The sequence below is a fragment of the Microbulbifer sp. GL-2 genome, assembly GCF_007183175.1.
In the GTDB taxonomy this organism is placed as follows: Bacteria; Pseudomonadota; Gammaproteobacteria; order Pseudomonadales; family Cellvibrionaceae; genus Microbulbifer.
This window is the reverse complement of record NZ_AP019807.1, coordinates 440756-458965: the sequence shown is the minus strand read 5'-3', so window position 1 is coordinate 458965 and position 18210 is coordinate 440756. Positions and strand designations below refer to the sequence as shown.

Genomic DNA, 18210 nt, shown 5'->3' with positions numbered 1-18210 from the left:
GGTCGTTAGCGGCTATTTTTAGGAAATGAAACGATGGAAGACTTGAAAAGTAAGATCAATAAGCTTGCTTCTTTTCTTAAAGTAGACAGCGAAAACCAACGTTTACTCATTGAATTGGTGGAAACCTGCTTGAGAGCAGGTGAATTGGAAAAAGCTGAGCATTACTTGCAACAAGGGTTAAGTCACTGGCCTGAAGATTCATCACTATTGTTTCAGAAGGGCATGTTATGCATGTATAAAGGTGAATACAGCGTTGCCATTGAGGAATTCACATCTCAGCTAGGCTCTAAAGTTCCCCAAGATATTGTGAAATATAATATTGCTTGGGCCCAGCTAGCGTTACAGCAGCCACAAAATGCATTGAGCACCCTGGATGGGCTGGAAACATTATCACCTAGGTCCGCATTACTTAAAGCGCGGGCACTGCACTATCTGGGACGTATGGAAGAGGCTGAACAGCTCCTTATCTTTGCTAAAACAAGTGAGGAAACTGCGCTGGAAGCGGAGTCAGTATCAGCCCTGTTAGCTCTAGATCAAGAGGATAGAGAATCAGCGCGGACCAAGGCTGATGCAATCCTCAGCAAGTCTCCCCGGAATGTTGAAGCCAATGTGATTATCGGTATCCTGAATTTAGGTGATGGTGAATTACAGGTAGCAGAGAATCACTTTGCCGTTGCTTTAGCAGAAAAACCATCGAGTGGTAGGGGATGGCTTGGAGAGGGTTTGTTGGCACTACTCCGAGGGGAATTTTCACATGCCACAAATAGTCTGCAGAAAGCTGTCGATAATATGCCAACCCATTTAGGTACTTACAATGCCTTGGCATGGGCTCATATTTGTAATGGGGATTTATCAAGCGCTGAAAAAACAGCGCTGCGCGCTAAAGAACTAGAACCGAGATTTTCTGAGACACTAGGAACACTGGCAATAATTAATCTTCTTAAAGGAGAAAGAAACAGTGCTGCTGTCCAGGCAAAGGTGGCAAATAGATTAAGTGCCAACTCCTTTGCAGGTCGTTTTGCGCAAGCTCTTTTGGAATCAGATTCTGGAGAGCAGGAAAAGGCTGAAGAAATCGTAACACAAATATTGAATAGTGAGGTCAATGAGCAGGGCGAGCGATTAATTAATTCACTTTCTCGCTTTCAGTCTTTGACAGAAACAAAAAAGAATAACTAATGAGCGATAGTAGTTACATCTTTAGCTGTGCTGTAAAGTTACCGGTATGACACCAGAAGTTGCGCTAGAAATGGTCAGAGAAATGCTAGCCACGGCAGGACTGGTATCGTCTCCCATATTGGGCACGGCTCTGGTAGTCGGGATGCTTGTTAGTATTTTTCAAGTGGTAACCCAAATACAGGAGATGACTCTAACTTTTGTGCCAAAAATGCTAAGCATAATCGGCATAATATTTATCTTTGGTACATGGATGTTAAGTACCATTGTTTTTTATACGGAAGGAGTGTTTCGTCGGATCGTTGAGCTGATGTAATGTCAATCCAGGCTGGACTTGATTTTATCGTAAGCATGTTACTTATTGCGTGTCGTATTGCGCCTATCTTTATGGCATTTCCCTTGCAACCAGCAATCAGCCTGCCAGCTCGGATCAGATTTTTTTTAATAATTGCGATTGCCTTGGTTTTAACTCCATTTGTAATAATTAGTGAGATTAGAATTAGCAGTAGCTATGAACTAATTACGATAATGGCAAAAGAGCTAGTTGTAGGCATCACTCTATCTGCTGTAGTAATGGCTGCAATGTCCGTATTTTTAGTTGCAGGAAGATTGATTGATTTCCAGATGGGACTTGGTGCGGCGACACTACTAAATCCACAATCAAACACGCAAAACTCCCTGATAGGAACATTACTCACCTTACTTGGTACTACCATATTCTTTTTGATGAATGGGCATCATGCACTCCTTAAAGGCATTATAGAAACATTGAATATAGTCCCCATAGGGAGCAGTATCCATCCAAATGGATTGCTAGATGCATTTATTGCTTCAGGGATGATGTTTATGTATGGGGCAATTTTGGCTGCCCCCATACTGCTCGGGCTGCTTTTGGTTGATTTGGTTATAGCCGTGTTTGCTCGTACGATGCCACAGGTAAATCCGTATTTTGTTGGATTGCCACTTAAAATATTTCTCGGTTTGTTTATTTTAACCGCCTCTCTAAGTTATTTGATATCACCAATTACCGCGGTTTTTGAGAAAATATTTGGCTACTGGGGGCAAATGCTAGTTCCGTAATGGCCAATAACAATTCATCTTCAGAAAAAACCGAACCAGCTTCTCCGTTTAAGCTAAAAGAAGCAAAAAAAAGGGGGCAAGTCGCTAAAAGTTTAGAGGTAATTTCTCTCTTTACGCTAATTGGGTTTTTGATATTAATAGTGGGTATGGGAGAGTTACTGGCCGGCCAGCTCCTTGATAATCTATCAGGGATGTTGGACTTCTCCGAAGTGGCGAGTGGCAGTGACGAAAATATCTTAGAGTGGGCTAGCCTTCAAATTCAAAGATCCATATTTGTTATTGTGCCAATTATGCTATTGGCGGCGCTATTTGCGACATTAGGAAATATCATTCAAACAGGGTTTGTCTTTTCGGGACATCCATTAAAGCCAAGTTTTGACAAGTTAAATCCCGTTAATGGGTTTAAAAAAATCTTTTCGTTAAAGACATTATTTGATCTTTTTAAAGCACTAATAAAAGTTGCCGTCTTAATTGGGTTTCTATTCTTCTATATTAAAAGTAAATTAAACAGTTGGCTTGCACTGACGAATCATGACCCAAGTTCCGCATTATCTATATTTATTAGCGCGCTCGTAGAGGTGTTGGCTATGTTGATACCGATAATTGCTGCTATAGCCCTGTTAGATTTCTTGTTTTCAAGAAAAAGCTTCTTAAAGCAAATGAGAATGACAAAACAAGAAGTTAAAGATGAGATAAAGCGTAGAGATGGAGACCCGAAGGTTAAGCAGAAAATAAAAGAACTCCAGCAAGAGTTGAGAAGTAAAACTGCGGGCCTGGGAAGTGTGCCGTCGGCAGATGTAATTGTAACAAACCCATCTCATATATCTGTTGCTTTAAAATACCATGAAAGCAGTATGCTAGCTCCTAAAGTAACAGCCAAAGGCAAAGGCAAAACAGCTTTACTTATTCGTGAATTGGCCAGAAAACATAACATTAAAATAATGCAAAAGCCACCATTGGCACGGGCACTCTATAAGAGAACAAAAGTAGATGACTACATACCAGTTGAAAGCTACGTGCCGGTTGCAAAATTATTTGGTGAACTAAGAGAAAAACGCTTGCCCCCAATAGCTAGAGATATTAAAGACCAGGATGCACTCAATGCTTGAGAGAATGTTTGGAACAAAGAGTGAGGTTGCCCTTGTTTTAGGGGTTATCGGAATTCTAGTGGTCTTATTCGCACCAATACCATCAGAGGTGTTGGACTTCCTACTATTGTTTAATTTAAGTACAGCCCTACTTATACTTCTTCTAACTTTTTATATGGATCGTCCAGTAGAGTTTTCTACTTTTCCGGCAATCCTACTAATAGCCACGCTTCTAAGGCTTGCATTAAATATCGCAGCGACCAGATTGATTTTAAGTGATGGTGATGCAGGTGAAGTTATTGGAGCAGTAGGTGAATATGTTGTAGGAGGAAATTACATTGTAGGCCTGGTTGTTTTCTTCATCCTAATTGTTGTGCAGTTTATAGTCGTAACAAGTGGCGCACAACGAGTTGCAGAAGTAGCTGCTCGCTTTACTCTAGATAGTATGCCTGGTAAGCAAATGAGTATTGATGCTGACCTCAACATGGGGCTTATCGATGAGACCGAGGCTCAGAAAAGGCGAAAAGAAATCGAGCGTGAGGCAAACTTCTATGGCTCCATGGATGGTGCAAGTAAATTCGTGAAAGGTGATGCTGTTGCTGGCATTATCATTATTCTTATCGATATTATTGGTGGATTAACAGTAGGAATTGCCCAAATAGGTATGAGCTGGGGGGATGCTCTCCATACCTACACATTAATGACAGTTGGAGATGGCATTGTCACTCAAATACCTGCGTTAATTATATCTACGGCAACAGGAATCATTATTACCCGTGCATCTAGTGACTCCTTTTTAGGTAATGAAATTTCGAAGCAAATAAGTAGATATCCTAAGAGTTTAGTTCTGGTGTGTATTGCATTAGCATGTTTTTCTATCTTGCCTGGGATCCCTCTTTGGCCAATAGGAATATTGCTAGCTATTTTTATCCCGACTCTATTCGTCATTTTAAATAAAAATCAGTCAGAAATTACTGATGATGAACTAGCTGCGGAAAATGCGGAAGAAAGCAGAAACGAAAACGCTGGGTATCACGATATTGTCGTCGAACCATTAGAGATACAATCGGGTTCTGAGTTGGGTGAGTTCCTATCCAAGGATTCAATTTTTATTGAAAAAATTAAGAGCTTTAGAGGACAGTATACCCAAGAGATGGGTGTAATAGTGCCAACATTAAAGGTCTCAATATCACAAAATCTTGAGCCAAACGCATATGAAATCAGATTATTTGGTTCAAGAGTGGCTAAGTCTGAATGCTACGAAAATAAGCTTTTGGGAATAAGTACAAGTAGCAGTATTGATGTCAATGGAATAAAAACTAAAGATCCTTCTTATGGATTACCTGCTGTATGGATCGATAACTCACAACGAAGTCAAGCAAAAGAAAGCGGGCTAACGGTAGTAGATCCGATTACAGTGATATTTACACATTTCAGTGAAGTTATTAGAAAGCATGCAGATGAACTGATAACTAGAAAGGAGACTGAAACACTGCTTTCAAAGGTTAAGATGTCTCAGCCTGGATTATATGATGAGTTAATCCCTGATAACTTATCATTAAGTGATATTCAGAAAATTCTGAAGCTGTTAATTAAAGAGAAAGTGCCAATTAACAATATCGAGCTTATTGCCGAGTCTTTGGTTGATAAATCTCGCTCAATAAAAGATGTCCATATACTTGTAGAGTTGGTTCGCCAACAGCTCGGTCGAGTAATATGTGAGCCTTTACTAGATAGAGACGGTACATTGCAAGTACTCACACTAGAGCCTCGACTAGAGAGAAATCTATCGGCAAGTATTAATAATACAGATGGGGTGAGCAGCTTGGCAGCCGATCCAAGGTTGATTGAAACATTTACAATGAGTATTGCTAAATCGGCAGAGCAAATGATTAACTCCGGAAATAAACCAGTATTACTATGCTCCGGAAAACTACGAGTGCATATGCGGCAGTTGATAGAGCGCTTTATGCCCCATATGTCAGTTATCTCGTTAAATGAGGTACCAACAAACATACAGGTAAACTCATTTTCTATCGTGAGAGCTAATCAAGATGAAAAAAACAAAAGAGAGCCAATAGAAGCGTAATGGAAGGAATTAATACAATTTTAAATGCTATGCAGTCTGATCTTAGAAAACTTAATTCAATCGGACATAATTTGGCAAATGTTGATACAAATGCATATAAACGTATTGTTGCAGATTTAGAAGTACAGTCGATAGATTTGGGCGGCAAGCAAGTAGCTATCACGGCAAGTAATAATAAAAATATAGCCTCGAGTTCCCGAGTTGACTATTCAAATGGAGCCTTAAAATTTACTGGCCGAAGCCTAAATATGGCAATAGAAGGTGATGGTTACTTTCAAGTCCGAGATAATGTAGGAACATGGTTAACTCGACAAGGAGAGCTAAAAGTAGATAGCGAGGGATATCTCACACTGCTTGATGGATCAAAACTTCAAGGAATTGATGGGGATATTCAAGTCCAACCAGGAACAATTGAAATAAGAAATAACGGAGAGCTTTACCAAGAGGGAGATCAAGTTATTGCTAAAATAGCTGTAGTTGATGCTTCGGATAATATGTTGCAGGAAATAGGTAAAGGAAAATATTCAAGTCCCTCAGTTTCTTTGCTTGAGCAACCGTCGGTTAGGCAAGAATTTCTCGAAATGTCCAATGTAAACCACTTACATGAAATGGTCAGTTTGGTAGAGCTTACTCGACATTTTGAAGGAAGTCAGCAAGTACTTCAGGGATATAGCACCATGATGGAAGAGCTAGTATCTAAAGTCGGTAGAATTTAACAAATATTGATAAATAAAGCCTTGGAAAACCTATGATAGATGCACTATATATTGCCGCGACTGGGATGCGTGCAGAGGCAGCACAAATTGATGCTATATCAAATAATATGGCAAACTTGAATACACCGGCTTACAAGCGCCAGGGAGTCAATTTTGAGAGTTTGATATATCAAACCGAAAAAGTAGGCTCGGTAAATGGGCAGTTACAATCTCAAGGGATGGGGGCTGCGGCTAGTCAAATAACTAGATTTTATGAGCAGGGTGACCTCAAAGTATCTGATGATCAGATGGATATTGCCATATCCGGAAAGGGCTTTTTTGAGGTTGAATTACCTAGTGGATCACTCGCTTATACAAGAGTAGGAAACTTTAAATTGGATGATAACGGTTTTCTTGTAACAGAAAATGGCTATTTATTAGCTGACCGTATTCAAGTTTCACCAGATGCTATAGATATCAATATTTCTGAGTCCGGAGTTGTTTCAGCACGCTTATCTGATAATAGTGAAGAAACCCTTGGCCAAATATCTCTGGCAGGATTTATGGCCGAGCAAGATCTGGATGTTATTACTGGTGGTCTCTATGCTGCAAATGAAGATTCTGGATCAGCATACTATTCGGAGCCAGGCGAGGACGGTTTGGGTTTAGTTCGACAGGGATATATCGAAGCTTCAAATGTTGATCTTGTTGAAGAGATGCTAAGTTTAACTATGGCACAAAGGGCTTATGAGGGAAGTTCACAAGTTATTCGTGCAGCCGATGAAATTATGAAAATCAATAACTCGTTAAGAGTTTGAACATATAAATGAAGCAGTATAAATATGTAGTAATTATTTTTATGGCTGCTTCATTCGCTGTTGCAGAGGAAATTAAAATAAAACTGCATCCTATAATTAATCAAAAAAGTAAAGCAGTTTTAATGAGCGAAATTGGAGAAATAAGTTCTAAGCTAGAGAAAAATAAGGAAATAATAATTCCTGGTGATTTACAAAGAGATTGGACGGAAAGGGGATATTGGGTAGATAAATCTGATTTATCGAACCTAATTATGGCTCTATACCCTCAACATCATTTGAATATCTTTGGCCCAGACAAAGTTAAAGTTAATTGTCCTTTGTTTAATCTGGATATGGATGTCGTCAATTTAAAAGTGAAGAAAGTTTTTCATAGCAAAGTTGAAGCGGGCAGTGAGCTATCAATAGTACCGTATGACAACATTCCCGAAGTCAACCTTTGTGCTGAGCCAGATCAGATAGTTATAAAGAGATTTACAAAGGGAAAAATAAAATCAAGAGAAGCAGTGAATGTATCACTAGAAACCAGTGGTAGAGTTATTTACAACTTCCCCCTTTGGTTAAAAATAGAACACTACGATACAGTGCTACAAGCTGCCAGCTCCTATAGGAAAGGTACCTACTCGGATAGAATTATAGTAAAAGAAAAATACACTGATATAGCTAAATTAACGCACACTCCAATTGAAACCATACCACAAGGGATGCGCCTCAAGAATCATCTCAATACAAGTGAGGTAATAACAACTGATGACTTTGAATTTATACCATCGGTAGAAATGGGAAGGTCGGTAGTGATTTTATCAGTGGTTAAAAACATAACAATAGTTGCCAAGGGTAAGGCCAAATCTGATGGGGATTTAGGTGATTTGATATTAGTCCAGCTAGAGAACGGTGAAAATATGTTCGAAGGTAAGGTTGTAAGAAAAGACACGGTGCTTGTGCAGGGGGAAATGTGAAGAAAGCTGTAAAGGTACTCTTATCTATCATGTTCATTAATGTCTTAATGATAGATAGAGCATACTCTGAATCACTTTTTAGTGATGAAACATTTATCCCGCTAATAGCTGACTACCGTGCAGTAGCGATAGGAGATACCGTTACTATTGTAATTGTTGAAACCTCTCTTGCTCGTGCGAATGATGGAGGAAGTGGTTCCGCAGCGATTTCCGTTGGTGCTGCTGGGCATCTATCCACAACGACAAGAGAGGAAATAGGAGGGGGATCTCTAGATTTAAGTGTTGGCGGATCAAGCGATAGTAGCACAAATAGGGATGGTTTATTTAAGGCTGTTATTACTGCAGATGTAGCGGAGATAAGTCCGAGCGGCAATCTTTTCCTCCACGGAAAACAGCATTTATTAGTCAACGGGGAAGATCAATATATTTTAGTGACAGGTTGGGTTAGCCCCTACCATGTAGATGATAATAATACCGTACTTTCTAGCCGGCTCAGTCAGGCAAAGATCGTATATTCAGGGAAAGATCCGGATAGGGTTAGTATTTGGAGTAAAATTGCAGGTTTTATCTGTTGCCCAGGAGATGGAAAAATCGATGATGATGTATACGAAATAGAAGAAGTTAAAGTTGATAGTAATATAGAAGATGAAGGTTTTGGTAAGTAGAGATATTCTTATGAGAAGTTTCAGGTGGAAACTTTCCTATTCATTTACGATATTGACTATTGCTTTTTTTGTTATGAGCGATGTCAATGCTACGGTACGACTCAAAGAGTTTGCTCGAGTTGAAGGTGTTAGAGATAATGCCTTAGTTGGCTATGGATTGGTGGCAGGTCTTGCAGGTACAGGCGACACGCGTCGTTCAGATGCTACGATACAATCGATAGCAAATATACTAGCCAGATTTAATGTAATAGTTGATGAGCAAGAAATTAGCAGCCGTAATGTAGCAGCTGTTATTGTTACAGCAAACCTCCCTGCTTTTTACCAGCCTGGTGATAAAATTGATATTAATATTGCATCAGTTGGCGATGCACGAAGCCTAATCGGGGGTACATTATTAATGACTCCATTAACGGCAGCCAATGGAGTTATATATGCATTGGCACAAGGACCAATTTCCGTTGGAGGGTATTCATACGGATTAAATGGAAATGTTATTCAAAAAAACCACCCAACAGTAGGTGTAATTACAAATGGTGCAACAGTTGAGAAAGCTGTAAACACGAAGTTGCTAGAAGAAGGTCAGCTTAGTGTGGTTTTGTCCGAACCTGACTTTACAACTGCTGCAAGAGTTAAAAAAGCCATTAAAAATACTTTCCCCTCGCTAAATATTACCACTGAGCATGCAGGTAAAATAATTGTCGATGTGCCCACCAATACTGATTTAATTGATTTGATCGCTGACTTAGAGAATATATCCATAACGCCGGACAGTATCGCTAAAATCATTATTAATGAGCGAACAGGTACCGTAGTTTCGGGAGGCTCCGTAAGAATTGATGCCGTTTCAATATCTCATGGTAACTTGGAACTAAGCATATCTACAGATTATGCTGTGTCGCAACCAAATATATTTTCTATTGGCCTAAATAAGTCAAGTCTAACAGATGAAAGTGGCCAAGGAATTTCTACTGTTGTTGTACCGGATACTAATATCAGTGTTAAAGAGCAATCACTAGCATCAGTATCGCTACCATCAGGAAGCACTGTAAATGATCTTGTTCGTGCTCTAAAACAGATACACGTTAGCACAAGAGATATGATTGCTATCTTACAGGCAATAAAATCTGCTGGCGCATTACATGCAAGACTCATAATTAAATAAATGAAGAATTACGACATGATTGAACTGATTGATAGTATTACTGGAAGTTTACTCAATAAGTCTCTTGATCGAACAGCTGTTGAGAATCGCCTTATTGCAAATAACATTGCAAATATAGATACGGAGGGCTATAGGCCGCTTACTACAGAGTTTGGCCGGTCGTATGAAAAAATAAGACAGGCCCTGAGTGAGAATGACTTTGCTGACTTAGAGAAAATTTCTTCTTCGTGGAAGCCCGCTGAAGAAGTTAGCATTCACCCTACTTACCATAGTGTCAGCCTTGATCAAGAAATGGTTAAACTAGCCAATAACACTTTGCAATTCCAGTCTCTATCTGTCGCAAAAACAAAATTATCTGAAATATTAAAGACTGCAGTTAAAGGAGGTTAGTAATGATAACTGATAGTTTTGCAATAAGTTTAGATGGCTTAGAGTATCAACGCCTAACGGTTGATACCGTAGCGATGAATATTGCTAATAGTACCAAGACATTTAGCAATACCATGGATGTTTATAAGCCTCGGGATGTGGTAGCCAGTACTAATGGGCAGATGGATGTAAATGGCATTGATGGAATAACTGTTTCCGAAAGAAATGTTGAACCCAAACGTATTTATGATCCTTCTCATCCCTATGCTAATGAAGATGGATATATCTTAAAACCAGCAGTTGATAGCGTCGAGGAAATGGTTAGTTTAATGACAGCTGTGCGCGCATATCAAGCGAACATACAGGCCTTAGAAGCTTCCAAAAAGATCATTCAATGGACAATTGATATGAGTGCTAAGTAATGAGTATTGATGCAATTAATCCAATTGGAGAGTTTAAAAAGATTGAGCTGCCATCAAGTTCAGAGGTAAGAAATAATAATTTATACCAAGTTGTTTCGTCAGAATTGCAGCATGTCAGTGAACAATATCGCGTTGCTGAAGAGCAGGCGTTAACGCTTACAGTAGGCAACCTGGATGATGTCCATCAGGTAATGTCAGCAATCAACAAGGCCAAGTTGAGCTTTGAATTGGTAACTCAGGTTCGAAATAAGTTACTTGAGGGTTATCAGGAAATTATGAAGATGCAGGTATAGTGGAATAGTTGTTATGCACATAGATTTTAAATTACATCAAAAGAAAATATTCGCGGGTCTTTTTGTTCTTTCGAGTATTTTAGCTGTTGTGCTATTCCTCTTAATTAAAACTGGTAGTGAAATATTGGTAAGCGATCTACAAAAAGGTGAGCTTAGTAGTGTAACTAGAACGTTAGTAGATAATAATGTCTCCTTTGAAATAGATGAACAAAATGGAGCGATTTCAGTCCCTGATGAGCAAATTCCAGTTGCTCGAATGCTTTTAGCCGAAAATGGGCTGCTTGATATAAAAAATGTTGGTTTTGAAATCTTTGATGATACTTCGTATGGCTTAACTGAGTTTTCCCAAAAAATTTATTATCAGAGAGCTCTCCAGGGAGAGATTGAAAAGTCAATTAAAACTTTAGATGTGGTGCGTAGCGTAAGAGTCCACCTTGTAATTCCGGATAATTCTATTTTCAAAAGAAGTCAAGAAGAGGCTAAAGCTTCTGTAGTTTTGACTGTTAAAAATAAAAATTCTCTTAGACAGGATAAGATAGTTGGGATTCAAAATCTTGTCGCCGCTTCTGTGCCTAAGCTAATGCCTAGTAAAGTAACTATTATGGACTCTAAGGGAAACCTCTTATCCAGTTCTGAATTACTTCTTGGTGATGCTCTACAAAAAGTAGAATTTAAAAGAGAGCTCGAAGAGTATTACATTGCAAAGGTAAACGAAATTCTTTTTAAAGTTGTGGATCAAAAAAATGCAGTTGTAAGTGTTGATTTAACTATCGATTATTCAAAGTCTGAAAGTACCCAGCAAAATTCGCTTCCGCTTATGAATTCTGATTCCGGAGTTTTGGTGAGTAATAAGGTTAGTAGGGAGTATAGAGAAGGCAGCACATCAAAAAGGTCTAACTCTAAGGGGAAAAGTAGCGAAAATGACATTCTATCTGAAAGTATTGAAAATAATTATCAATATTCCAGTGAGTTAGTAAAGAAGCAAGTTAGCCCGGGGCGGATCATAAGAAAAGGCGTATCAATATTATTAACAAGTGAGCTGGGCGAGGGGCAATTGCCGAAGCTGCGAGATTTGGTTGCTAATGCTGTCGGTCTCAATGAAGAAGCTGGGGATCAAATATCAATTGAATTTATTACTTTAGAAAAAACAGTAAAATCTAATTCTGTGTCGAATGCAACCCAAGAGATGGTAGGTGAAACATTAAAGGAGCCAGTAAAGGTTCTCTTGAGAGACTCTCCTTATCAGGAATACGATGTCACTAAGTTCTCATCTATAAAAATATACGTGTATGTTGGTATTTCTTTATTTATTTTGGCGATTTTGTTTTTTATTTTTGGTCGAGGAAGATTGAATTCAGCTGAGCGCCTGGAAGTTTTAGATGATATGAGAACATGGCTCAACGAAAGCTCAAGCTCGAGACATGCTGATGTTAAATAAACCTGCGAAGTTGGCTGCTGTTAGGTATAAATCATTATCCTTTCTAGACCGTATCTGGATACGTTCTAGGTTAAGCGGTGATTGTAAGTTACTTTTAGATAAAGCACTAAGAGACCTGAAGAAATCAGGTGTTAAATCACTGAAGTACAGTGAAGTGAATAACCTGATAGCTGACGAGAGCATAACTGAAGTTAATGATATAGGTTGCCAGCAAGATCGAATTCTTCCAAAGTATGTTTCCTTAGTGGGAACTGGAGGGAAGCAGAAAATATGCTTGAAGGGTGACGTTACACCATACGTATCTGATTTGATTAGCACCAGGTCGGTAGAATATATGACAGGTAAATTTTAATGTCTGATATAATTCGTCGCCCTAAGATAGGTGGAACCCATAAGATAGAATTTTATACGCCCGACGCTAATCCTGTTGTAACGGCAGACACTGAAGCAAAGGATGAAAATATTGAGGCGCAATTTGAACATGAGAAAAAGCTCACAAAATCCCTTAAGCAAGAGATTTTGACATTACAAGAGCTTATTAGTAGGCAAAAATCAGAGCTTGAAGATTTACGAAGTAACTTGCTTGACTTAGAGAAAACCTACGATTTAACAAAGAACGAATATGCAAGAGATATTGAATCCAAATTAAAGCAAGGTTATGCAGACGGTTGGAAACAAGCGGAGGATGAATACAAGCAGCATTTCACTAATGAAGTCGCTAAAAAATCAGAAGAGTTTGAGAAGAACTTGGAGTTGCTGGGCGAACTCTCCCAATCCCAATGGTCAAAAGTCACAGAGATCGTTTCATTACTTGCCCTAGAAGTTTCTTGCAAAATTTTAGGGGTTGAATATGCAAAACAAAGTGGTTTAAGAGCATTTATATCAAATGTAATTGAGGCGCTGCCTAATGAGAAAAAAATAACTATAAAAGCTTCACCACTTGACATTGATCGAATTCGAAGTATACGTAGTGAAATAGAGCATACGTTTAATTGTGAGATTAGCCTAATTCCGGATGATGATCTGCGGTTGAGTGATCTATTAATTGAATATGATGTTGGCGTTCTGGATGGTGGTCTTGAAAGGCAATTAATGGCAATTAAAAAGTCTCTGTCACAAGAATTTAATTGTGAGCAATCTAAATAAATGAACACTACGGCTAGTCTTGTAGAGAGCATTAAAACTACCAACACCATAGGTAAATTTGGCAAGTTAGTTAGTTTTCATGGAACCTATGTATCTGCTACAGGTGTTGCCGCTCGTATTGGCGACCTATGCTATATTTATAAAAAAAATAAAGCTGAAAAAATTCGGTCTGAAGTTGTCGGCTTTGATAAAGATAATATAATTCTTATGCCCTTCGATACAATGACAGGATTAATGCCTGGAGACCGGGTAGAAAGAATAAATAATAATACAAAAAATATATTTAGCGATCGACTGATTGGTAGAGTAATCGATGCATTAGGAGAACCTTTAGACTCTCTTGGTGATATCTCTTCAATTGGTAACGGGGCATGGAAAACTCCCGGCCCAATTAACCCTTTTGAAAGGAAGAGAATTGACACAATTGCTAATACTGGAATCCCGATAATTGACGGATTACTTACCCTGGGTGAAGGGCAAAGGGTGGGTATATTTTCTGGAAGTGGCGTAGGAAAAACAACTTTAATTAATCAGTTGCTTAGTGCTAGTGATACCGAAGTAAATGTAATTGCATTAATTGGCGAACGAGGTCGCGAAGTAACAGAGTTTATAGAATGTATTTTGGGAAAGGAAGGTCTGTCAAAGTCCGTAGTAATCGTCGCCTCAGCCGAACAGCCACCTTTGTGTCGTGTATATGCGGCGCACACTGCAGCCAAAATAGCAGAGTATTTTAGTTATCAAGGTAAGGATGTCTTGCTGACCATTGACTCAATAACGAGATTAGCAATGGCCCAAAGAGAAATTGGTTTAGCCAGGGGGGAACCGCCTTCAGTTAAAGGCTATACGCCTTCCTGTTATTCTATTTTACCAAACCTCATTGAAAAATCTGGTGCTTTTAAGACTAGAGGCACTATCACCGCCTATTATACGGTGTTAGTTGAAGGTGATGACATGAGTGATCCCGTAGCCGACTATATGCGAGGGATCCTAGACGGCCATATAGTTTTAGACCGAGATATAGCCGCTCAAGGTAAATACCCTGCAGTCAACATACAGGAAAGTGTTAGCAGAGCTAAGGGGGCGCTAATCAATGATGCTGAAAAGTCAATTCTCATGCTGATCTATAAATATCATTCATTATTCCATGAGTCTAAGTCAATGATAGATATCGGAGCATACAAGGAAGGTGAAAATGTTGAATTGGATAAAGCTATATATATTGAAGGAAGAATTAATGATTTATTTTATACCGGTAAGTCATTAGATAGAAATACTGTAATGGATGAGCTGAGTGATATTATAAGTTCCGCTAGCCAAAGGGTGTCGAGTTGATTTTATAAAGATAAAATATGATATCTAAGCTAAGGAAAATGGACTGCAAAATCCAAGCGCTTATCACTTATAAGCAGAAGTTAACTAATGATAAAGATGAACTGGCTGGCGTTATTGCTGAAATGAAAAGGCAGCTTGATGATTTTAATTTTCAGAAGGCTAGAGCCTTAACAAGATTGTACGATACTGAAGAATATATTGACTATAAATATCAATCTAAAATTCTAGATTTTAACCTTATCAGCGCTCAAGAATACTATCTGGAAAGTGAGAGCCGAAATATAGACGAGCTTAAGGGTAAAATTGATGATATTGAAAGTTCTATCGCAGAAATAAATAGCGAATACATATCCGTTCAAGCTAGAATTAACGAAATTGATACAAAGATTGTTTACTCTAATAAAAAGCGTGCTCGTTACTATTCCATATATGAAGATTTGTATTTTAGTGACCTTTATTTAATGAGCACAATAAATAAGACGGGATCATGCTAAAATGAACCCAACGAGCATAAAAAAATTTTCGTCTGTAACTATTCCTAAGGAGAGTGCTGAACTTGATAATCGAGAAAAGAATCTAAGGATTAAAGAGTGGGAAAAAGCCCTTATAAATGCGTCTGATTCACACTCAAACTTTACAGAAGTTAAAACTAACACTCTACCGAGTGAGCTTAGACGTGGTGAAATCCTCAGTTCAAGAGAAGTGATATCTAAAACTCTCGGGAACCTTAATGAAATTCATAGGCATATTGCGATAGGAAACTATCAGGTGACAGGTCAAAAAATACACGATCAGGTGAGGAGTATCGAAAGCCCTGTGGAGAAATTGAAATCTGGATCCTCGAGTTTAAATACTCAGGGGGCCACTATAAATACGCAGGGTTACTATAAATCTGTATCGGCGGAGAAAAATTTGACTCGTGCGATAGCAAACAGTTTACCAGAGAGAACTAAAGTACAGCTTGTGACTGGAAGCGGTGGGGTTGAAATACGTATTCGTGATTATCATGGAAATGTAGATGAAATAACACATGCAGTGTTTCAATCTTCAAAAAAATTGAAGTTGATGATAAATAGGTTGGTTATTAATGGTTCTGTTGTTAAAGGAGTGGAGTATTAAATATGTCTATTGATGCTGTTGGCAGAGTTGCAGGGGAGCAACCCTTAAATGAACAGAGTACCGTTAATTTAGATGAATTTATGCGCATCTTTATAACCCAGCTTAACTATCAGGACCCGTTGGACCCTGTTGATAACCGTGAATTCCTTACACAGTTGGCTGAATTCTCCAATCTTGAAATTGCTAAGTCGTCACAAGACAATATTTCAGACTTATTAGAAGTCAGCGCTGTCAGTCAATCTCTAGGTCTACTTGGTAAAACTGTAGAAGTAAATGGTAGTAGCGGTGCAATTATTGGGAGTGTCTCTTCAATTAGATTTTCTGATGGTTTACCCTTGCTTACTCTGACTACATCGGCTAATGAAGTTATCGCAGATTTATCTCCTGCTGAAGTTCGAATTATTAGGGAGTAATGTACATGTCGTTACTTAGTGTTGTAGGTAATAGTTTATCTGGGTTTAAAGCATTTACCAGAAAGTTAGATAACCTGAGCCATAATGTTGCCAATATGAATTCTCCCGGTTTTAAAAAGCAAGACAGTTTTTTTAGGGAGTTAAATGATAATGGACTTGGTGACGGTGTACGATTTTCCGGCACAAAAACTCATTTCAGCCAGGGGGATATTTTTAGTACAGGTCAAAATACTGATTTGGCTATAGAGGGCGATGGCTTTTTTATTATAGAAAACGAAGGTGAATTTCTATATACACGTGCGGGGCAATTTACATTTGTTGATGATCTGCTTGTAGATACTACCACTGGTGGGGCAATTTTGGGGTTATCCGAAAGTGGCGAATTGCAGGAAATTACTACGTCGGAGTGGCAGTCATCAACTTTTTCACCCACTACAGAAGTAAACTTATCAGGAAATTTAAGTTCACTTTCTGCGTCAGATACTGAATTCCCACTTAGTAGTGACCCGCCCATTACGGTCGATGTTTATGACTCTGTTGGAACATTACACTCGCTAACTCTCAAATATAGGAAAGAGGCTTCTGGCGATTGGACTGCAGAAGTTCATGATAGTAATAACAACTTAGTGGGTAGTGGTCTGTTAGGGTTCACTTCTGCCGGGTCGCCGATTGCGGGGGCTAATGAGCTTTTGGTACAATTGGAGCTATCGGATAACCTCACTCATGACATTACGTTTAAAATTGGCGAACCAGGGGAATTTGATGGTCTAACAAGTTTTCCATCTCAAACTGCCAATTTATCTGCGCTGAGTGTCGATGGGCGAGGGGAAGGAGTCTTGCAAAGTACGGAATTTAATTTGAATGGAGACTTAGTTCTAACCTACTCCAATGGTGTAGTTGAGGAACCGTTTACAATTGCACTTGCTAATTTTATAGACCTTAGTTCCCTCGAGGTTTTATCAAATAGTCTTTTCAAAGCTGAAAGCTCACCGGATGTAATAGCAACTGCAGATGAGTCTATTGTTGGAAGTATTAGGTCATCTTCATTAGAACGCTCTAATGTAGATGTTACAGATGAATTTTCTGAAATTATAATTATCCAGCGAGGTTATCAAGCCTGTTCGCAAGTCCTTACTGTTTCTAATCAAATGATTGAAGAATTATATAATAGCTCAAAGGGTGGATAAATGAATTGTAGCAATTTCTATGTTTTTTCTCATATGGAAGAGAAAGAACTTTTTGAGACGCTAAATTCTAACATTTTAAGTCATTCTGAAAAGTGGTTTGGGCATAGCTCTGTTGAGTTTGTGGCAAAAAACGCATTTGAGCTTGAAATCTTAAATGATTATGCCAGTTATGTTTCAGATGGTTTATTTATCTGTTTTCCTGTTGAAAATAAGTTAACCTTGCTCAAAGAAATCGTTAAAACATCAGTTGTTAGCGAGGATCTAGAGCATGCTATAACCTCAAGAGTATTACATGATTTTTTATCCGACTTTTCCTCTAATTTTCCTGGGGTTCAAGAGGTAAATACGTTAGAAAGCAAATTGCCTAAGAACTTACATAGTTATGGCTCTGGGTGGATCGCAGTCGATATTGTTCTCCATAAAGAGTTTTTATTTAGGTGCTACTTGGCTGAAGATGTAGTTAAGAAATTAACAGGAAATCCGAGAGAGTTTTTCCCTAACAATTCAAGCTTTGGTAGTTTTTCATCCTTATTTAAGGGTTTAGAGTTGGAGTTTTCTGCTGGCGTAGGCATGATTCGATTGGGTTTGCAACAGCTAAAAGATTTGGAAGTTGGAGATGTCGTCAAAACTGATGTGAAGATTAACGAGGAAGTAAACTTGATTTCAAGTAACAATCAATTGTACATACGGGGCTATATTTGTGAGAGAAATTCTTGCAGGTCTGTATTGATTAGTGGTCTGAGTGAGGCCTAGTAGGTTAGGGGG

The 18210-nt window shown here is 38.6% G+C and carries 21 protein-coding genes; all 21 read left to right on the top strand.

Translation table 11 applies throughout. The features are described from left to right. Positions 1 to 33: 33 nt before the first annotated feature. The 21 genes from GL2_RS02090 to GL2_RS01990 all read left to right on the top strand — a co-directional run bounded on the left by GL2_RS02090 (position 34) and on the right by GL2_RS01990 (position 18198). The gene (locus tag GL2_RS02090; protein ID WP_143729074.1) at positions 34 to 1176 is read left to right on the top strand and encodes a tetratricopeptide repeat protein; all 1143 of its coding nucleotides are present in this window, start codon (positions 34 to 36) and stop codon (positions 1174 to 1176) included. Between the two features lie 46 nt (positions 1177 to 1222). Then, positions 1223 to 1489: a flagellar biosynthesis protein FliQ gene (fliQ, locus tag GL2_RS02085; RefSeq protein WP_143729073.1), complete on the top strand. Its 267-nt coding sequence runs from the start codon at positions 1223 to 1225 to the stop codon at positions 1487 to 1489. Then, complete coding sequence (locus GL2_RS02080; RefSeq protein WP_143729072.1) at positions 1489 to 2253, top strand: flagellar biosynthetic protein FliR; 765 nt, start codon at positions 1489 to 1491, stop codon at positions 2251 to 2253. Before fliQ ends, GL2_RS02080 begins: the two co-directional genes overlap by 1 nt. Further along, positions 2253 to 3362, top strand: coding sequence for a flagellar biosynthesis protein FlhB (flhB, locus tag GL2_RS02075; protein ID WP_143729071.1), 1110 nt, complete (start codon positions 2253 to 2255; stop codon positions 3360 to 3362). Before GL2_RS02080 ends, flhB begins: the two co-directional genes overlap by 1 nt. Further along, positions 3355 to 5430 carry a flagellar biosynthesis protein FlhA gene (locus tag GL2_RS02070; RefSeq protein ID WP_197736511.1) on the top strand — a complete coding sequence of 692 codons (2076 nt, stop codon included), beginning with the start codon at positions 3355 to 3357 and terminating at the stop codon, positions 5428 to 5430. The genes flhB and GL2_RS02070 overlap by 8 nt, the downstream gene beginning before the upstream one ends. Then, positions 5430 to 6146: a flagellar hook-basal body protein gene (locus tag GL2_RS02065; RefSeq protein ID WP_143729069.1), complete on the top strand. Its 717-nt coding sequence runs from the start codon at positions 5430 to 5432 to the stop codon at positions 6144 to 6146. Before GL2_RS02070 ends, GL2_RS02065 begins: the two co-directional genes overlap by 1 nt. A gap of 32 nt (positions 6147 to 6178) precedes the next feature. Continuing rightward, complete coding sequence (locus tag GL2_RS02060) at positions 6179 to 6943, top strand: flagellar hook-basal body protein (RefSeq protein WP_143729068.1); 765 nt, start codon at positions 6179 to 6181, stop codon at positions 6941 to 6943. 8 nt (positions 6944 to 6951) lie between these two features. Next, on the top strand, positions 6952 to 7899 hold the full coding sequence (gene flgA / locus GL2_RS02055; RefSeq protein ID WP_143729067.1) for a flagellar basal body P-ring formation chaperone FlgA: 948 nt from the start codon (positions 6952 to 6954) through the stop codon (positions 7897 to 7899). Beyond that, positions 7896 to 8564, top strand: coding sequence for a flagellar basal body L-ring protein FlgH (locus GL2_RS02050; protein WP_143729066.1), 669 nt, complete (start codon positions 7896 to 7898; stop codon positions 8562 to 8564). Before flgA ends, GL2_RS02050 begins: the two co-directional genes overlap by 4 nt. Positions 8565 to 8574: 10 nt before the next feature. Continuing rightward, complete coding sequence (locus GL2_RS02045; protein WP_143729065.1) at positions 8575 to 9726, top strand: flagellar basal body P-ring protein FlgI; 1152 nt, start codon at positions 8575 to 8577, stop codon at positions 9724 to 9726. Positions 9727 to 9741: 15 nt separating this feature from the next. Continuing rightward, positions 9742 to 10116: a flagellar basal body protein gene (locus tag GL2_RS02040; RefSeq protein WP_172621028.1), complete on the top strand. Its 375-nt coding sequence runs from the start codon at positions 9742 to 9744 to the stop codon at positions 10114 to 10116. A gap of 2 nt (positions 10117 to 10118) precedes the next feature. After that, the gene (flgC, locus tag GL2_RS02035; RefSeq protein WP_143729063.1) at positions 10119 to 10517 is read left to right on the top strand and encodes a flagellar basal body rod protein FlgC; all 399 of its coding nucleotides are present in this window, start codon (positions 10119 to 10121) and stop codon (positions 10515 to 10517) included. Then, positions 10517 to 10810 carry a flagellar hook-basal body complex protein FliE gene (gene fliE, locus GL2_RS02030; RefSeq protein ID WP_143729062.1) on the top strand — a complete coding sequence of 98 codons (294 nt, stop codon included), beginning with the start codon at positions 10517 to 10519 and terminating at the stop codon, positions 10808 to 10810. Before flgC ends, fliE begins: the two co-directional genes overlap by 1 nt. A 13-nt stretch (positions 10811 to 10823) precedes the next feature. Further along, entirely contained in the window at positions 10824 to 12248 is a 1425-nt protein-coding gene (fliF, locus tag GL2_RS02025) for a flagellar basal-body MS-ring/collar protein FliF (RefSeq protein ID WP_143729061.1), read from the top strand. A 351-nt stretch (positions 12249 to 12599) separates the two neighbouring features. Further along, the gene (locus tag GL2_RS02020) at positions 12600 to 13394 is read left to right on the top strand and encodes a FliH/SctL family protein (RefSeq protein WP_143729060.1); all 795 of its coding nucleotides are present in this window, start codon (positions 12600 to 12602) and stop codon (positions 13392 to 13394) included. After that, positions 13395 to 14726 (top strand): FliI/YscN family ATPase, encoded by a 1332-nt coding sequence (locus tag GL2_RS02015; RefSeq protein WP_143729059.1) that lies wholly within the window; start codon positions 13395 to 13397, stop codon positions 14724 to 14726. It begins immediately after the preceding gene. A 38-nt stretch (positions 14727 to 14764) separates the two neighbouring features. After that, positions 14765 to 15220, top strand: coding sequence for a hypothetical protein (locus GL2_RS02010; RefSeq protein ID WP_143729058.1), 456 nt, complete (start codon positions 14765 to 14767; stop codon positions 15218 to 15220). A 1-nt stretch (position 15221) separates the two neighbouring features. Continuing rightward, the gene (locus GL2_RS02005; protein WP_143729057.1) at positions 15222 to 15845 is read left to right on the top strand and encodes a hypothetical protein; all 624 of its coding nucleotides are present in this window, start codon (positions 15222 to 15224) and stop codon (positions 15843 to 15845) included. Between the two features lie 2 nt (positions 15846 to 15847). After that, positions 15848 to 16258 (top strand): flagellar hook capping FlgD N-terminal domain-containing protein, encoded by a 411-nt coding sequence (locus GL2_RS02000; protein ID WP_143729056.1) that lies wholly within the window; start codon positions 15848 to 15850, stop codon positions 16256 to 16258. 5 nt (positions 16259 to 16263) lie between these two features. Further along, the gene (locus tag GL2_RS01995) at positions 16264 to 17445 is read left to right on the top strand and encodes a flagellar hook-basal body complex protein (protein ID WP_172621027.1); all 1182 of its coding nucleotides are present in this window, start codon (positions 16264 to 16266) and stop codon (positions 17443 to 17445) included. A 33-nt stretch (positions 17446 to 17478) separates the two neighbouring features. Beyond that, positions 17479 to 18198: a FliM/FliN family flagellar motor switch protein gene (locus tag GL2_RS01990; RefSeq protein WP_172621026.1), complete on the top strand. Its 720-nt coding sequence runs from the start codon at positions 17479 to 17481 to the stop codon at positions 18196 to 18198. Positions 18199 to 18210: the final 12 nt, after the last annotated feature.

What these genes read in the sequence shown, in the direction of transcription:
- GL2_RS02090 (WP_143729074.1), top strand. Translation starts at nt 34, where the DNA reads ATGGAAGACTTGAAAAGTAAGATCAATAAGCTTGCTTCTTTTCTTAAA.
- fliQ (WP_143729073.1), top strand. Translation starts at nt 1,223, where the DNA reads ATGACACCAGAAGTTGCGCTAGAAATGGTCAGAGAAATGCTAGCCACG.
- GL2_RS02080 (WP_143729072.1), top strand. Translation starts at nt 1,489, where the DNA reads ATGTCAATCCAGGCTGGACTTGATTTTATCGTAAGCATGTTACTTATT.
- flhB (WP_143729071.1), top strand. Translation starts at nt 2,253, where the DNA reads ATGGCCAATAACAATTCATCTTCAGAAAAAACCGAACCAGCTTCTCCG.
- GL2_RS02070 (WP_197736511.1), top strand. Translation starts at nt 3,355, where the DNA reads ATGCTTGAGAGAATGTTTGGAACAAAGAGTGAGGTTGCCCTTGTTTTA.
- GL2_RS02065 (WP_143729069.1), top strand. Translation starts at nt 5,430, where the DNA reads ATGGAAGGAATTAATACAATTTTAAATGCTATGCAGTCTGATCTTAGA.
- GL2_RS02060 (WP_143729068.1), top strand. Translation starts at nt 6,179, where the DNA reads ATGATAGATGCACTATATATTGCCGCGACTGGGATGCGTGCAGAGGCA.
- flgA (WP_143729067.1), top strand. Translation starts at nt 6,952, where the DNA reads ATGAAGCAGTATAAATATGTAGTAATTATTTTTATGGCTGCTTCATTC.
- GL2_RS02045 (WP_143729065.1), top strand. Translation starts at nt 8,575, where the DNA reads ATGAGAAGTTTCAGGTGGAAACTTTCCTATTCATTTACGATATTGACT.
- GL2_RS02040 (WP_172621028.1), top strand. Translation starts at nt 9,742, where the DNA reads ATGATTGAACTGATTGATAGTATTACTGGAAGTTTACTCAATAAGTCT.
- flgC (WP_143729063.1), top strand. Translation starts at nt 10,119, where the DNA reads ATGATAACTGATAGTTTTGCAATAAGTTTAGATGGCTTAGAGTATCAA.
- fliE (WP_143729062.1), top strand. Translation starts at nt 10,517, where the DNA reads ATGAGTATTGATGCAATTAATCCAATTGGAGAGTTTAAAAAGATTGAG.
- fliF (WP_143729061.1), top strand. Translation starts at nt 10,824, where the DNA reads ATGCACATAGATTTTAAATTACATCAAAAGAAAATATTCGCGGGTCTT.
- GL2_RS02020 (WP_143729060.1), top strand. Translation starts at nt 12,600, where the DNA reads ATGTCTGATATAATTCGTCGCCCTAAGATAGGTGGAACCCATAAGATA.
- GL2_RS02015 (WP_143729059.1), top strand. Translation starts at nt 13,395, where the DNA reads ATGAACACTACGGCTAGTCTTGTAGAGAGCATTAAAACTACCAACACC.
- GL2_RS02010 (WP_143729058.1), top strand. Translation starts at nt 14,765, where the DNA reads ATGGACTGCAAAATCCAAGCGCTTATCACTTATAAGCAGAAGTTAACT.
- GL2_RS02005 (WP_143729057.1), top strand. Translation starts at nt 15,222, where the DNA reads ATGAACCCAACGAGCATAAAAAAATTTTCGTCTGTAACTATTCCTAAG.
- GL2_RS02000 (WP_143729056.1), top strand. Translation starts at nt 15,848, where the DNA reads ATGTCTATTGATGCTGTTGGCAGAGTTGCAGGGGAGCAACCCTTAAAT.
- GL2_RS01995 (WP_172621027.1), top strand. Translation starts at nt 16,264, where the DNA reads ATGTCGTTACTTAGTGTTGTAGGTAATAGTTTATCTGGGTTTAAAGCA.
- GL2_RS01990 (WP_172621026.1), top strand. Translation starts at nt 17,479, where the DNA reads ATGGAAGAGAAAGAACTTTTTGAGACGCTAAATTCTAACATTTTAAGT.